The sequence below is a fragment of the Sphingomonas sp. SUN019 genome, assembly GCF_024758705.1.
Classification (GTDB): Bacteria; Pseudomonadota; Alphaproteobacteria; order Sphingomonadales; family Sphingomonadaceae; genus Sphingomonas.
In genome coordinates this window covers 1,482,914-1,496,638 of sequence record NZ_CP096971.1, presented here as the reverse complement: position 1 = coordinate 1,496,638, position 13,725 = coordinate 1,482,914, and the positions used below count along the sequence as shown (strand labels likewise).

17 protein-coding genes and 1 tRNA gene are annotated in these 13,725 nt (G+C 67.3%); 15 read left to right on the top strand and 3 right to left on the bottom strand.

The features are described 5' to 3' along the window. Window positions 1-28 precede the first annotated feature (28 nt). The 6 genes from M0208_RS07300 (at window position 29) to M0208_RS07275 (ending at window position 5,389) form a co-directional block, all read left to right on the top strand. Window positions 29-253, top strand: a complete 225-nt coding sequence (locus M0208_RS07300) for a DUF1272 domain-containing protein (RefSeq protein WP_258891058.1) — start codon at window positions 29-31, stop codon at window positions 251-253. Then, window positions 250-1,401, top strand: coding sequence for a bifunctional hydroxymethylpyrimidine kinase/phosphomethylpyrimidine kinase (thiD, locus tag M0208_RS07295; RefSeq protein WP_258891057.1), 1,152 nt, complete (start codon window positions 250-252; stop codon window positions 1,399-1,401). Before M0208_RS07300 ends, thiD begins: the two co-directional genes overlap by 4 nt. Then, on the top strand, window positions 1,389-1,985 hold the full coding sequence (locus M0208_RS07290) for a ribonuclease HII (RefSeq protein WP_258891056.1): 597 nt from the start codon (window positions 1,389-1,391) through the stop codon (window positions 1,983-1,985). The genes thiD and M0208_RS07290 overlap by 13 nt, the downstream gene beginning before the upstream one ends. Before the next feature lie 176 nt (window positions 1,986-2,161). After that, on the top strand, window positions 2,162-3,292 hold the full coding sequence (locus tag M0208_RS07285; RefSeq protein ID WP_309546988.1) for a site-specific DNA-methyltransferase: 1,131 nt from the start codon (window positions 2,162-2,164) through the stop codon (window positions 3,290-3,292). 151 nt (window positions 3,293-3,443) lie between these two features. Next, window positions 3,444-4,508, top strand: coding sequence for a dihydropteroate synthase (folP, locus tag M0208_RS07280; protein WP_258891055.1), 1,065 nt, complete (start codon window positions 3,444-3,446; stop codon window positions 4,506-4,508). Continuing rightward, window positions 4,505-5,389 (top strand): bestrophin family protein, encoded by an 885-nt coding sequence (locus M0208_RS07275; protein WP_258891054.1) that lies wholly within the window; start codon window positions 4,505-4,507, stop codon window positions 5,387-5,389. The genes folP and M0208_RS07275 overlap by 4 nt, the downstream gene beginning before the upstream one ends. Window positions 5,390-5,568: 179 nt before the next feature. On the opposite strand, the gene M0208_RS07270 is transcribed toward M0208_RS07275, so the two are convergent. After that, window positions 5,569-6,312, bottom strand: a complete 744-nt coding sequence (locus tag M0208_RS07270) for an SDR family NAD(P)-dependent oxidoreductase (protein ID WP_258891053.1) — start codon at window positions 6,310-6,312, stop codon at window positions 5,569-5,571. 19 nt (window positions 6,313-6,331) lie between these two features. Continuing rightward, complete coding sequence (locus tag M0208_RS07265; protein WP_258891052.1) at window positions 6,332-7,753, bottom strand: sigma-54 dependent transcriptional regulator; 1,422 nt, start codon at window positions 7,751-7,753, stop codon at window positions 6,332-6,334. A 138-nt stretch (window positions 7,754-7,891) separates the two neighbouring features. Here M0208_RS07265 and M0208_RS07260 point away from each other — a divergent pair, with 138 nt between their 5' ends. The 8 genes from M0208_RS07260 to M0208_RS07225 all read left to right on the top strand — a co-directional run bounded on the left by M0208_RS07260 (window position 7,892) and on the right by M0208_RS07225 (window position 12,605). Beyond that, complete coding sequence (locus tag M0208_RS07260; RefSeq protein ID WP_258891051.1) at window positions 7,892-8,026, top strand: aa3-type cytochrome c oxidase subunit IV; 135 nt, start codon at window positions 7,892-7,894, stop codon at window positions 8,024-8,026. Window positions 8,027-8,030: 4 nt separating this feature from the next. Next, window positions 8,031-9,152, top strand: coding sequence for an NAD(P) transhydrogenase subunit alpha (locus M0208_RS07255; protein ID WP_258891050.1), 1,122 nt, complete (start codon window positions 8,031-8,033; stop codon window positions 9,150-9,152). 30 nt (window positions 9,153-9,182) lie between these two features. Beyond that, window positions 9,183-9,401: a type II toxin-antitoxin system HicA family toxin gene (locus tag M0208_RS07250; RefSeq protein ID WP_258891049.1), complete on the top strand. Its 219-nt coding sequence runs from the start codon at window positions 9,183-9,185 to the stop codon at window positions 9,399-9,401. Continuing rightward, the gene (locus M0208_RS07245) at window positions 9,398-9,613 is read left to right on the top strand and encodes a type II toxin-antitoxin system HicB family antitoxin (RefSeq protein WP_258891048.1); all 216 of its coding nucleotides are present in this window, start codon (window positions 9,398-9,400) and stop codon (window positions 9,611-9,613) included. Before M0208_RS07250 ends, M0208_RS07245 begins: the two co-directional genes overlap by 4 nt. A 27-nt stretch (window positions 9,614-9,640) precedes the next feature. Continuing rightward, a complete protein-coding gene (locus M0208_RS07240; protein ID WP_258891047.1) occupies window positions 9,641-9,940 on the top strand; it encodes an NAD(P) transhydrogenase subunit alpha in 300 nt (99 codons plus the stop codon). A gap of 39 nt (window positions 9,941-9,979) precedes the next feature. Continuing rightward, on the top strand, window positions 9,980-11,446 hold the full coding sequence (locus M0208_RS07235; RefSeq protein WP_258891046.1) for an NAD(P)(+) transhydrogenase (Re/Si-specific) subunit beta: 1,467 nt from the start codon (window positions 9,980-9,982) through the stop codon (window positions 11,444-11,446). 127 nt (window positions 11,447-11,573) lie between these two features. Next, window positions 11,574-12,488 carry a hypothetical protein gene (locus M0208_RS07230; RefSeq protein WP_258891045.1) on the top strand — a complete coding sequence of 305 codons (915 nt, stop codon included), beginning with the start codon at window positions 11,574-11,576 and terminating at the stop codon, window positions 12,486-12,488. Window positions 12,489-12,529: 41 nt separating this feature from the next. Further along, a tRNA-Val gene (locus M0208_RS07225) sits at window positions 12,530-12,605 on the top strand. On the opposite strand, the gene M0208_RS07220 is transcribed toward M0208_RS07225, so the two are convergent. Next, the gene (locus M0208_RS07220; protein WP_258891044.1) at window positions 12,606-13,169 is read right to left on the bottom strand and encodes a helix-turn-helix domain-containing protein; all 564 of its coding nucleotides are present in this window, start codon (window positions 13,167-13,169) and stop codon (window positions 12,606-12,608) included. Between the two features lie 91 nt (window positions 13,170-13,260). On the opposite strand from M0208_RS07220, the gene M0208_RS07215 reads away from it, so the two are divergent. Then, window positions 13,261-13,722 (top strand): DUF6456 domain-containing protein, encoded by a 462-nt coding sequence (locus M0208_RS07215; protein WP_258891043.1) that lies wholly within the window; start codon window positions 13,261-13,263, stop codon window positions 13,720-13,722. The last annotated feature ends 3 nt before the right edge of the window (window positions 13,723-13,725 follow it).

Below are 13,725 nucleotides of genomic sequence, written 5' to 3'. Positions count from 1 at the left end.
ACGGCTGCGCGTGCCCTAAACAACGATCATGCTGGACATGCGCCCCGACTGCGAACGCTGCGGCGTCGATCTGCCCGCCGATGATGCGGGCGCGTTCATCTGTTCGTTCGAATGCACGTTCTGCGCGGATTGCGCCGATGCGCTGGATGACCATTGCCCGAACTGCGGCGGCGAATTGCTCGATCGACCGGCACGGGTGGGGGATGCGCTGAAGCGGCATCCGGCGTCGACGACGCGACACTTCAAGCGGTGACGCCCAAGAGAAAAGTGGGGCGCATCCTGATTGTCGCCGGATCGGATTCCGGCGGCGGCGCGGGCATCCAGGCCGACATCAAGACCGTCACGATGCTGGGCGGCCACGCGATGACCGCCATCACCGCGATTACGGCGCAGAATACGCTGGGTGTTCAGACGGTGCATCCGGTACCGACCGACATGGTCGTCGCGCAGATGCGATCGTGCATCGACGACATCGGCGTCGATGCGGTGAAGATCGGCATGATCGGATCCGCCGCGACCGCGCATGCGGTGGCGGATGTGCTGGAGGGATTGGATGTGCCGATCGTCTTCGATCCCGTCATGGTGGCGACGTCGGGTTCGGTGCTCGCCGACGCCGACACGATCGCGGCGTTCGGTCGCCTGATCGCGCTTGCCACCGTTATTGCGCCAAACCTACCCGAACTTGCGGCGTTGGGCGGCGAAGATGCGGTTCGCGCCACCGGCGCGGCGTTGCTGGTCAAAGGCGGGCACGGCGTCGGCGAGTTGATCGAGGACCGCCTGATCGCCGCCGATGGTGTCGAGACACGCTGGTCGTCGCCGCGCATCGATACGCCGCATACGCACGGTACAGGCTGCACGCTCGCCAGCGCGATTGCGGAGGGGCTAGGGCGCGGCCTTGCTTTGCGGGCCGCGATCGATCGTGCGCGATTGTTCGTGCGGATGGCGCTGCACGAAGCGCCGGGGCTGGGCGGGGGGCATGGGCCGATGGGGCATCAGGAAGTGCGGCTTGATTGCAACCTTGGCGGCGCGACGCTCAACCAGATCACTTTGCCTGCGACCGACCACGCCGCATCGTTCGCCTTTTACCGTGCGCTCGGCCTGATGCCGATCGTCGACAGCGAGGGGCGTTATGCACGGTTCGAAAGCGCAGGTGGGACAACACTGTCGATCGAGACGGCGGAAGAGATTGGGGGGCGGCCCGTCGTGTTCCTCGAATGCGGCGACTTGGACCGCGCGGTCTTGGCCGCGCGCGCCGCCGGGATCACGGTCGACGACCCGGTCGATCAATCGTGGGGCTGGCGCGAGGCGCGGTTGTTCGATCCTGCGGGCAACGCGCTCTGTCTCTACACCGCTGGCGAGAATCGCCGCTTCCCGCCATGGCGTCTTCGATGCCCGGACTGAAACACGAACGCCTGTATCTCGCGCCGGTGGCTGGCGTGGACGAGGCGGGGCGGGGGCCGCTGGCCGGGCCGGTGGTCGCGGCGGCGGTGATATTGCCTGCGCGGGGACATCCGCGAGGGATCGACGATTCGAAGAAATTACCTGCCGCCGAACGCGCGCGGCTGTGCGCGCGGATCACCGATTGCGCGCAGGTCGGCGTCGGGATCGTCGAGCCGGGGGAGATCGATACGCTCAACATCTTCTGGGCGACGATGAAGGCGATGACGCTGGCGGTGGAGGCTTTAGGCTGCGCGCCGGGGCACGTGCTGGTCGACGGCAACCGCCTGCCGCGCTGGGGCTTCGCCGCGACCGCGATCGTCGGAGGGGATGTGGTATGCCGCTCGATCGCCGCCGCATCGATCGTCGCGAAGCACACGCGCGACACGATCATGATCGCCGCAGCGGAGGCGCATCCCGAGTACGGCTGGCATTCGAACAAGGGCTATGGCGCGCCCGATCATCTGCGCGCGCTGCGCGAATATGGGCCGACGCCGCTGCACCGGCGCAGCTTCGCGCCGGTCGCCCAACTGGTTCTGCAATTGTGAGTCTTTCGCGCCACACCACCACCGGTTGAGTCACGCCGCTGAGCGGGACTCAACATCTGGGCGGGGCCGCGGAATGTTCCGCCGCGTTAACCGTTTCGTAACCGAAGCCGTTAACCAATGTTTGCTTGACGGATTCCGCCCTGTCCGCATTTTCGGATGACAACACGGGGGACTGCATGGGGGTTATCGAGAAAATCGCGCCGCGGCGCGCGAGGGTGGTGGAGTCTCCGCCCGCGCTCCCGCTCGACCAGATCCTGCAGGGCGATTGCATCGCAGCGATGCGCGCATTGCCCGCGAAGTCGGTCGACATGATCTTCGCCGATCCGCCATATAACCTTCAGCTCGGCGGCGACCTCAACCGGCCGGACGGCAGCCATGTCGATGCGGTGACCGACGATTGGGACAAGTTCGACAGCTTGGCGGTTTATGACAAATTCACCCGCGCGTGGCTGGCCGAGGCGCGGCGCATCCTTAAGGACGACGGCACGCTCTGGGTGATCGGCAGCTATCACAACATCTTCAAGGTCGGCTCGGCGATTCAGGATCTGGGATACTGGATCCTGAACGACATCATCTGGCGGAAAGCTAACCCGATGCCGAATTTCCGCGGCACGCGCTTCACCAACGCGCATGAGACGCTGATCTGGGCGTCGACCGGCGAGAAGGCGAAATACACCTTCAACTATCGCAGCATGAAGACGCTGAACGACGAACTGCAGATGCGCAGCGACTGGGAATTCCCGATCTGCGGCGGGCAGGAACGGTTGAAGAAGGACGGCCACAAGGTCCATCCGACGCAGAAGCCCGAGGCGCTGATCTACCGCATCCTGCTGGCCTGCACGAAGCCGGGCGACGTGGTGCTCGATCCGTTCTTCGGCACGGGCACGACCGGCGCGGTGGCGAAGCGGCTCGGGCGGCGCTGGATCGGGATCGAGCGCGAAGGTAATTATATCGATGCCGCCAAGGAGCGGATCGCCGCCGCTTTGCCGCTTGACGAAAGCGCGCTGGCGACGATGCAGTCGCCGCGCTCGCAGCCGAAGGTCGCGTTCGGGGTGCTGGTCGAGAACGGCTATCTGATGCCGGGCGCGGTGCTGACCGATGCGAAGCGCCGGTTCCGCGCGACGGTGCGGGCGGATGGCTCGTTGCTCAGCCTGTGCGGGGCGACCGGATCGATCCACAAACTGGGCGCGACGCTGCAGGGCGCGCCCGCGTGCAACGGGTGGAGCTTCTGGCACCACGAGGCGGCGGGGGCGCTGACGCCGATCGACAGTCTGCGGCAGACGTATCTGCTGGCGACGCAGCCGTAGAACGAGGGGCCTCGCTCATTCCAAATCCGTCATCCCCGCGAAGGCGGGGATCCATAATCACGACGTCCTGCGATAGAACCGCTAGTCCGGCGACTATGGATCCCCGCCTTCGCGGGGATGACGGTGGTTTTGTGTGTAAGGTGGAATACGAATGACCCTCCACCTCCGTCCCACGCAGTTCGTCGATACGCCGATGACCCTCCCCGACGGCGCGGTCGCGCGGCTCGCCGGGGGGATGCAGTGGTTTGCGGCTTATGAGGTCATTGAAGACAACCAGCGGCGGACGGTGTCGGTCGCCGATGTCGCTTCTCTTGGCGACCGCGCCGAGGCGCTCCACACCCGCATCACGGCCCCGCGTCCGCCGTTGACGCTCGGCGGGCGCACCCTGCGGTTCGATCAGCCGCAGGTGGCCGGTATCCTCAACGTCACGCCCGACAGTTTCTCCGATGGCGGCGCGCATTATGACGACCCCGCCGCCGCCGCAGGCGCGGGGGCGGATATGGCGGCGGCGGGGGCGGCGCTGATCGATGTCGGGGGCGAATCGACGCGGCCCGGCGCGCCGCTCGTCTGGGAAGAGGATGAGGCGAAGCGCGTCGCGCCCGTCGTCGAACGGCTGGCGGCGGGCGGCGCGCTGGTGTCGATCGATACCCGAAAAGCGCTGGTGATGGAGCGGGCGCTCGCCGCCGGGGCGGCCATCGTCAACGACGTGTCCGCGCTGTTGTGGGATGCGCGCGCGTTGGCGGTGGTGGCGGATGCGGATTGCCCGGTGATCCTGATGCACTCGCCCGATCCGGCGAGCGGCCCGCATGGCGGAATCGGGTATCGCGACGTGGCGATCGAGGTGCTCGACTGGCTCGAGGCGCGGGTCGACGCGGTCGTCGCGGGCGGGGTCGACGCCAAGCGGATCATCGTCGATCCGGGCATCGGTTTCGGCAAGTCGCTGAACGACAATCTCGCGCTGCTGAACGCGTTGCCGCTGTTCCACGGGCTTGGCTGCCCGATCATGCTGGGCGCGAGCCGCAAGCGGCTGATCGGCGCGCTGTCGAACGAAGCCCCCGCCGCCGACCGGCTCGGCGGATCGATCGCGCTGGCGCTGAAGGGAGCGGAGGCCGGAGTGCAGTTGCTGCGCGTCCACGACGTCGCCGAAAGCGTGCAGGCGCTACGCGTGTGGCGCGGGCTAAGGGATCGCGCGCTGGTCGGAGGAAATTCGGCATGATCGTCGGTTCGTCGCCACGCCTCAGCCAGATCATCCGCGAGGTGTGGAAGCCGCTGGCGATCCTGTTCGTGTGGGATGTCGCGGTCACGGTCACCTACTTCGTGCTGCCGTTCAAGGCGCCGTCACTGCCGCTGACATTATTCGGTTCGGCGCTGGCGCTGTTCCTCGGTTTTCGCGACACGTCGGCCTATCAGCGCTGGTGGGAAGGACGCGTGCTGTGGGGCGCGATGATCAACGCCTCGCGCAGCCTTTCGCGCGAGGTGCGCAATTTCCTGCCGGGTGACGAGATGCGCGACCTGCGGCGGTCGATCGTGCTGCGGCAGATCGCTTATGTGAACGCGCTACGCTGCCAGTTGCGCCGACAGCCGGTGCAGGAGGAAGTGCTGCGCTTCCTGTCGGGCGGGGAGGCGGAACCGGCGCTGAAGCGGAGCAATATCGCCAATGGCCTGCTCGACGGCGCGGGGCGGCGGATCGACGATGCGCGGCGACGCGGCTGGATCGACACGATCTTGCAGGCGCGGATGGAATCGACCCTGGTCGATATCGCGAACGCGCAGGGCGGGATGGAGCGGCTGAAGAACACGCCGCTGCCGAACCAGTACCGCTTCTTCCCGACGTTCTTCACGCATCTGTTCTGCGTGTTGCTGCCGATCGGGCTGGTCGAGACGCTGGGCTTTGCGACGCCGCTCGGCTCGACGATCGCGGGGCTGATGTTCCTGGCGGTGCTGCAGATCGGCGAGGATCTGGTCGATCCGTTTTCCAACACCGTCCACGACGTGCCGCTGACCGCGATGTGCCGGACGATCGAAATCGACCTGCTCCAGTCGATCGGGGACGATGCGCCCGAACCGGTGGTGCCGGTGAAGGGCGTGTTGTGGTGAGATACGTTTGAAAATTCGCGAAAGAGCGAATTTCATGCGGTGCCAGCCCGCTCCCCCTCGGGGCCCCCGCAAAGTAATACTTTGCGGGGATGCCCCTCCCGACCTCCCAGCAGGATACCGTGTGGGAGGCCGGGAGGGGGAGCGGGCTGGCACCGCCTCATCGGCGTGAGCCGATCAGGCTAAAGCGTATAACCCCCATCGCTGACCAGCACGCTGCCGGTGATCGTCGCCGCGGCGTCGGACAGCAGGAAGGCGATCTGCTGGGCGATTTCCTCCGCCTTCGCATAGCGGCCCATCGGGGTGGCCATCGCGGCGAGTTCGGCGAAGGCTGCGTCGCGGCCGATCGCGGCGGCGCGGTCCGCGAACATCGGCACGGCGTCCCATACCGGCGTCTCGACCCCGGCGGGCGCGATCGCGTTGACGCGGATGTGCGGCGCGGCTTCCTTAGCGGCGATCTTCGCCAGCTGGATCGCCGCGGCCTTCGACGCGCCGTACGCCGCGACGCCTGGTTCGGGTTTGATCCCCGCGGCCGACGCGACCACGACGATCGCGCCGCTTTGCATCGCGCGCATCGCGGCGCGCAGGGTCAGGAATGCGCCGTCGAGATTGACCGACAGGATGCGTCGCCACTCCTCGAACGCCAGATCGGGGATCGCGCCCGCGCCCGCGACGCCCGCATTGACCACCGCCGCGTCGATCCCCGCGAGCCGCGGCGCGGCGGCGTCCCAATAGGCTTCATCGCGCACGTCGCCCGGCAACAGGTCGATCGTGCAGGGAAGGTCGATCCGCGCGAGCGCGTCGGCGTCCGCATCGGCCAGGATCAGCCGCTTCGCTCCCTGCGCCGCGAAATGCTGTGCGGTCGCCAGCCCGATGCCCGAGGCGGCGCCGGTGATCAGTGCGGTGCGGTGATGAAACGTCTGCATCCAGACGCTTTGCCGCGGGTCAGGCGGCGTTGTCGATCCCGAGTTCGCCAAGCTTGCGGTAGAGCGTCGACCGTCCGATGCCGAGGCGGCGGGCGACCTCCGTCATGCGGCCGCGATAGTGACCAATCGCCAGACGGATGACGTCGGCCTCGATCTCCTCCAGCGCGCGCAGATTGCCGTCCTCGCGGAACAGCGTGACGCCGCCGGACGTCGCCATCTGCGCGGTCACGGGCAAGCGCGTGACGCGGCCGCTGAGACTGGCGATCTGCGGGAAATCGAGCCGCGTCAGCGCGTCGCCCTCACACAGCACCGCGGCGCGGAACAGCGCGTTCTGGAGCTGGCGGACGTTGCCGGGCCAGTCGTATTCGACCAGCAACGCCAGCGCATCGTCGGTGATGCCCAATTGCCGCAGCCCGGGCTGGCGCGCGATGCGGGCGAGCAGGTGGCGGGCGAGCGCCGGTATGTCGCCGGTCCGTTCGCGCAAGGGCGGGATCGTCACCTGGACGACGTTCAGGCGGTAATACAGGTCTTCGCGGAAGCGCCCGGCCTCCACCTCGTCCAGCAGCTTTTTGTTGGTGGCGGCGATGACGCGCACGTCGACTTGCCGGGGATGCCGCGCGCCGATCGGCTGGACGTCGCCCGATTGCAGCAACCGCAGCAGCTTCACCTGCGCGTCGAGCGGCATCTCGCCGATCTCGTCGAGAAACAACGTGCCGCCGTCGGCGTCGCAGAATTTACCGATCTTGCGCTCGAACGCGCCGGTGAATGCGCCGCGTTCGTGGCCGAACAATTCGCTTTCGACCAGATTCGCCGGGATCGCCCCGCAATTGACCGAGATCATCGCCTTCTTGGCGCGGGGAGAGGCGGCGTGGACCGCCTCGGCGATCACCTCCTTGCCGACGCCGCTTTCGCCCTCGATCAGCACCGCGATGCGCGCGCGCGCGGCCTTGGCGGCGATGGCGAGCGCGGCGCGGAAATCGGGGGAGCTGCCGACGATCTCGTCAAACGCGAGCAACGCCGGGATCTTCTCGGTCAACGGACGGAGTTCGCCCGCGTTGGTGCCGGCGATCGCGGCGTCCAGCGCCTGCAGCAGCCGTTCGGGGGCCAGCGGCTTGACCAGGAAATCGGTCGCGCCCGCCCGCATTGCGTCGACCGCAGCCGCAACCGACCCGTTCGCGGTCAGCATCATGATCGGCAGCGCGGGGCGGCGCGCGCGCAGTTCGGCGATCAGCGCCGCGGCGTCCGAATCGGTCCCCCAATGGTCGAGCATGATCGCATCCAGCTGCATCCCGTCCTGCGTGCCCAGCATCGCGATCGCCATTTCATGATCCGTCGCGAATATCGAACGCCATCCGCCGCGCGCGGCCAGCGCCGCCACCAGCCGCCGCTGCGCAGGCTCCTCATCGATCAGCATCAGCAGGCGCTGCCCGTTGCGCGTCATTGTCGTTCCTGTCCCGGTCCCAGACGACGGCATAGCGCGTGCAGGTAAAGGCCCGCTTAAGCAGCGCAGAAGCGGCTTGAGGGTAAGCGGCCTCCCGGATAAGGATCGCTGCGATATCGACACGCGAAGAGGATCGAAATGGCCGACGAAACCGTCAAACGCGATGACATGAAGGCGCATCTGTCGACCTACGCCAGCATCATGAACCTGCTGAAATGGGGCACGCTGGGCTGCGCGATCGTCGCCGCCATCGTGATCTGGCTGATCGCCTGACCGCATGAAGATCGCCGTCCTCAAGGAGAATGTCGACGGCGAACAGCGGGTATCCGCCACGCCGGAGACGGTGAAGAAGTTCATCGCGCTCGGCGCGACGCTGGCGGTGGAGGCGGGGGCGGGCGAAAGCGCCTCGATCGCCGATCAGGCCTATGCCGATGCAGGCGCGAGCGTGGGGGACCGCGCGACGACGCTTTCCGGGGCGGAGATCATCCTCGGCGTGCAGGGGCCTGACGCCGCGTCGCTGGGCGGCGCTGCGCCGGGCGCGTGGCTGGTCGCAGGGCTGAACCCGTTCGGGGAGCGCGCCCGCGTCGATGGCTATGCAAGCGCGGGACTTGAGGCGCTGGCGATGGAATTCATGCCGCGCATCACGCGCGCGCAGTCGATGGACATCCTGTCCTCGCAGTCGAATCTGAGCGGGTACAAGGCGGTGCTGGACGCCGCGGCCGAATATGGCCGCGCCTTTCCGATGATGATGACCGCGGCGGGCACGGTCAGCGCGGCCAAGGCGTTCGTGATGGGCGTCGGCGTCGCGGGCCTGCAGGCGATCGCCACCGCGCGGCGGCTGGGCGCGCAGGTCTCCGCCACCGACGTGCGGTCCGCGACGAAGGAGCAGATCCAGTCGCTCGGCGCGAAACCGGTCTTCGTCGAGAATGTGAAGGGGATCGAGGGCGAGGGCTCGGGCGGTTACGCGGGCGAGATGAGCCCCGAATATCAGGCCGCGCAGGCCGAACTGGTGTCGGCGCACATCGCCAAGCAGGACATCGTCATCACGACAGCTTTGATCCCCGGCCGCGCCGCGCCGCGGCTGATCTCCGACGCGCAGATTGCGACGATGCGGCCGGGCAGCGTGATCGTCGATCTCGCGGTGGAGCAGGGCGGCAACGTCGAGGGTGCGGTGGCGGGCGAAATCGTCGTGCGCCACGGCGTGAAGATCGTCGGCCACCGCAACGTGCCGTCACGGCTGGCGGCGGATGCGAGCGCGTTGTTCGCGCGGAACCTGTATAATTTCCTGTCGACCTTCTGGGACAAGGATGCCGGGCGACCGGTGCTGGACGAGGAGATCGGCGACGCGGTGCGGCTGACCAAGGGTGGCGCGGTCGTGAACGCGCGGCTGTTGGGATAGGTGGCGGGTGCGGACAAGCTCCTCGCTGCGATGCGCGCCAATCCGCGGGACTGGCGGATCGGCGATGTCGAGCGGCTGTGCAGCGGGTTCGGCGTCGCTTGCACGCCGCCGCGCAAGGGGTCACATTACAAGGTGTCGCACCGGTCGATGCCGATGATCCTGACGATCCCGGCGCATCGCCCGATCAAACCGGTCTATATCCGCGAACTGGTCGCGTTCGTGGACGCCGTTCGGGAGTCTGAAGCATGAAACCGCAGGATTATGAGGTCGACATCGCGCCCTTGTCCGCGGCTGACGGCGGCGGGTTTGCAGCGATCGTGCCGGAGTTACCGGGATGCCGTTCCGACGGCGAAACGCCGCATGAGGCGCTGACCAATGCCTATGACGCGATCGCTTGCTGGATCGAGGCGGCGGAGGAAATGGGTCGCGCGGTGCCGCAGCCGCGACGCGCAGCGGCCTGACGCGGCCGGATATTCCAAGGGGGAAACATGGACTTCATCGCGATCCTGTCGATCTTCGTCATGGCCTGTTTCGTGGGCTATTACGTCGTGTGGTCGGTCACGCCCGCGCTGCACACGCCGCTGATGGCGGTGACCAACGCGATTTCCAGCGTCATCATCGTCGGGGCGCTGATCGCTTCCGCTGCGGCGGGGAGCGACAGTGCGAAGTGGCTCGGGCTGCTCGCGGTCGTGCTGGCCAGCGTCAACATCTTCGGCGGTTTCGCGGTCACGCACCGGATGCTGGCGATGTACAAGAAAAAGGATCGGCCGGTTCCGGCGAAGCACTAAGGCGCGCGGACGGAACGGGCTGAGGCAATCGGGGGCAGGATGGAACATACGACCGCAGTGAATCCGTGGGTGGCGCTGGCGTATCTGGTCGCCGGGGTGTGCTTCATCCTCGCGCTGCGCGGGCTGTCGTCGCCGGTGTCGAGTCAGCGCGGCAATCGTTTCGGCATGATCGGCATGGGGATCGCGGTCATCACCACGCTGGTGACGCACATTCCCGGTACGACGACGTTGATCGGTGACGGTGCCGGATTTGCTTTCCAGCTTGATACGATCACGCTCCTCCAAGTTATCGCCGCCATCGGTATCGGCGCTGCAATCGGCATCGTGACCGCGCGGCGGATTGCGATGACCGATATGCCGCAGTTGGTCGCCGCCTTCCACTCGCTGGTCGGGTTGGCGGCGGTGCTCGTCGGGGTCGCCGCATATCAAAATCCGGAAGCTTTCGGCATCCTCGGCGCGAACGGCGAAATCCTGACCGTCAGCCGCATCGAAATGGGTCTGGGCGTCGCGATCGGTGCGATCACCTTTTCCGGTTCGGTCATCGCGTTCCTGAAGTTGAACGGCAACATGGGCGGTGCGCCGATCATGCTGCCGGGGCGGCACGTCATCAATCTGGGCGTGCTCGCGGGCATCCTCGGGCTGATCGCGTATTTCACGCTCGACCAGAGCCCTTGGGTGTTCTGGACCGTCACCGCGCTCAGCTTCGCGATCGGTTTCCTGCTGATCATCCCGATCGGCGGGGCGGACATGCCGGTCGTCGTGTCGATGCTGAACAGCTATTCGGGCTGGGCTGCGGCCGCGATGGGCTTCACGCTGCACAACACCGCGATGATCATCACCGGCGCGCTGGTCGGATCGTCGGGCGCGATCCTCAGCTACATCATGTGCCGCGCGATGAACCGCAGTTTCATCAGCGTGATCGCGGGCGGCTTCGGCGCGGTCGCCGACGCCAGCGGCGGCGAGGCGAAGGAACAACGCCCGTGGAAGCGCGGCTCGGCCGAGGATGCGGCATTCCTGCTGAGCCAGGCCGAACAGGTCATCATCGTGCCCGGTTACGGCATGGCGGTGGCGCAGGCGCAGCATGTCCTGCGCGAGATGGGCGATAAATTGAAGGACCACGGCGTCCGCGTGAAATATGCCATCCACCCCGTCGCGGGGCGGATGCCGGGGCATATGAACGTGCTGCTGGCCGAAGCGAACGTGCCGTATGACGACGTGTTCGAGCTGGAGGACATCAACAGCGAATTCGCGCAGACCGACGTCGCCTTCGTCATCGGTGCGAACGACGTGACCAATCCGGCGGCGAAGACCGACAAGACCTCCCCCATTTACGGGATGCCCGTGCTGGACGTGGAAAAGGCGAAGACCGTGCTGTTCATCAAACGCTCGATGGGCGGCGTCGGTTATGCCGGGGTCGACAACGACGTCTTCTACATGGACAACACCATGATGCTGCTGGCCGACGCGAAGAAGATGGTCGAGGAAATCGTCAAATCGCTCGATTGACCGGGAACGGATTGGGGCGTTCACCGCTGTGGCGACAAGCCTCCGGAATGGAGCGACAACGCTCGCACCATTCCGGTTTCGTGCGCAGTTTGCGGTAATCGGGAGAAACAGGATCGCTACCGAAGCCATGATCGATCATGCGCACATGCGGGCCGCGATGCTCGCCGCGGTCGTCGCGCCATCCGCGGCGATGACCAATGCCGTCGGATATTGCGGCGGACGGCTGTCGGTGGTCGGCTGGGATCAGGTGGTCGACCGGATGGATCAGCAGGCGCACGATCCGATCATCCTGCTCGATGCGCAGGGGGTTTCCGACGAGATACTCGCGTCGACGCTCTACCGGATCGACGCCATCGCGACCGCGCGGCGATTGAACATCGTGGCCGCGCTGTCCGAATCGCAGATCGATATCGTCAGCGCCGGCCTGGTCGGTCGCGACGTGCAATTGCTGTGCACGCCGGGCGAGGCGGATTGGGTCGGTGCGCTGACGATCGCGTGGATCGCGGACGATCGCGTGGCGTTGCACGACCCGTTGCGGGAGGGCGAAGCGGAGCGGCTGGCGCGGCTGAACGAGGAAGTGGCGCGGATCGCCGAAGTGCTCGCGCGCCTCAGCCGCCGCGACGATGCGCCGCGGTCGAGCCCCGGCACCGTCACCGATGTCCGAGCGGGATTTACGGGGCGGCCCGCGCTGTCCGACATTGCCGCCGAGGACGTGCGGAAGATCATCCGCGCGCGGCGGCTGCGCGACCGTTTCTTTGGCGAAGGCCTGTTCGAGGATCCGGCATGGGACATGATCCTGGACCTGTATGCCGCGCATCTGGCGCGGGCGCAGGTTTCGGTTTCCAGCCTGTGCATTGCCGCTGCAGTTGCGCCGACCACCGCGCTGCGCTGGATCGCCAAGCTGACCGACGCGGGATTGTTCGAACGTCAACCCGATCCTTTCGATCGCCGCCGTGCGTTCATGGCGCTGTCGCCGCGCGCGCTGGACGCGATGCATCGCTACGTGCTGGCGACGCGCGACGCTGGCCTGCCGGTCGCTTGAGGGTTGCAGCGACGGCGCAGCGGTGGCATCGGGCGTGCCGGGGGCGCTTAGCTCAGTTGGTAGAGCATCTCGTTTACACCGAGAGGGTCGGCGGTTCGAGCCCGTCAGCGCCCACCATCACAATCCCCGGATCAGCCTGACCGCCTGCGCCAGCCACGGCGCGTCGGCGATCACCTGTTGCCGCGCGCCGGGACCGGGCGGGAGCAGGTTCAGTTTCGTCCCCTCCAGCGCGATCAGCCGGCCGAAGGCGAAGCGGCCCGCCGGGCGCGGCACCAGCACGTCGCGGTTGAGCGCGGCGGCGAAGGCATCGGGGGCGAGGCGCGCGCACCACAATTCGTCGCCCGCGCGGTAATCGCCGACGCTGGCGGAGACGACCACCGCGATCAGGCCGGGCGCGGGCGTGGGGGCGATCACCGTCGCGGCGCGGCGTGGCGCATGAGCGCCGTCGGGACCGAGCAGGGCGGCGACCGCGATGTCGGGGCGGTCGGGCAGGGTCACCAGATCGGCCGCGGTGACGCCCAGCGCGCCCGCGATCCGGTTGAGCCACGCGACCGACACGCCCCGCGTGCCCGTCTCCAGCCGCCCGATCTGTTGCGCGGTGGTCGGCGGGTCGCACGCTTTGGCGACCTCTTCCAGCGTCAGGCCGCGCGCGCGGCGCACTTCACGGATGGCGGTAATCATATGCACTCCACAAGAACCGTATCGGTTAAATAACTTTCCTACAATCGTGCCGCTATGGCAACCCTGCTTGCGACTCGAACGGGAGAGAGCGATGCGGGAACTGGTGGAGCGCGGGATCGACGCCCAGGGTGTGATTTCGGCGAAGGGTGTGCGGGGACGCAGCGTGACGGTGAACCTGGCCGAATCGCCGCTCGGCTGGTTGCGGTCGCGCGGACTGGTCGACGCGCGGCAGTTCGAGGCCGGGGAGCGGTTGCGGGGCGATTATGAAAGGGCGTCGATCGCCCCACGCGTCACGATGAGCTGGACCGCGCGGGTGGACGGCGGCGGCGGCGACGGCCTGACGCCGGGTGAGGCGCAGGTTGCGGCCAAGCGCCGCTTCGACGCGGCGATCGCGGCGACCGGACCGGGACTGAGCGACGTGCTGTGGCGCGTGGTCTGCGCGGGGGAGGGATTGCCTGCGGCCGAAAAGGAGCTCGGCTGGCCTGCGCGATCGGGGCGAGTGGTGCTCGGCCTCGCGCTCGATCGGCTGGCGGATCATTACGGGCTGCGCTAGTTC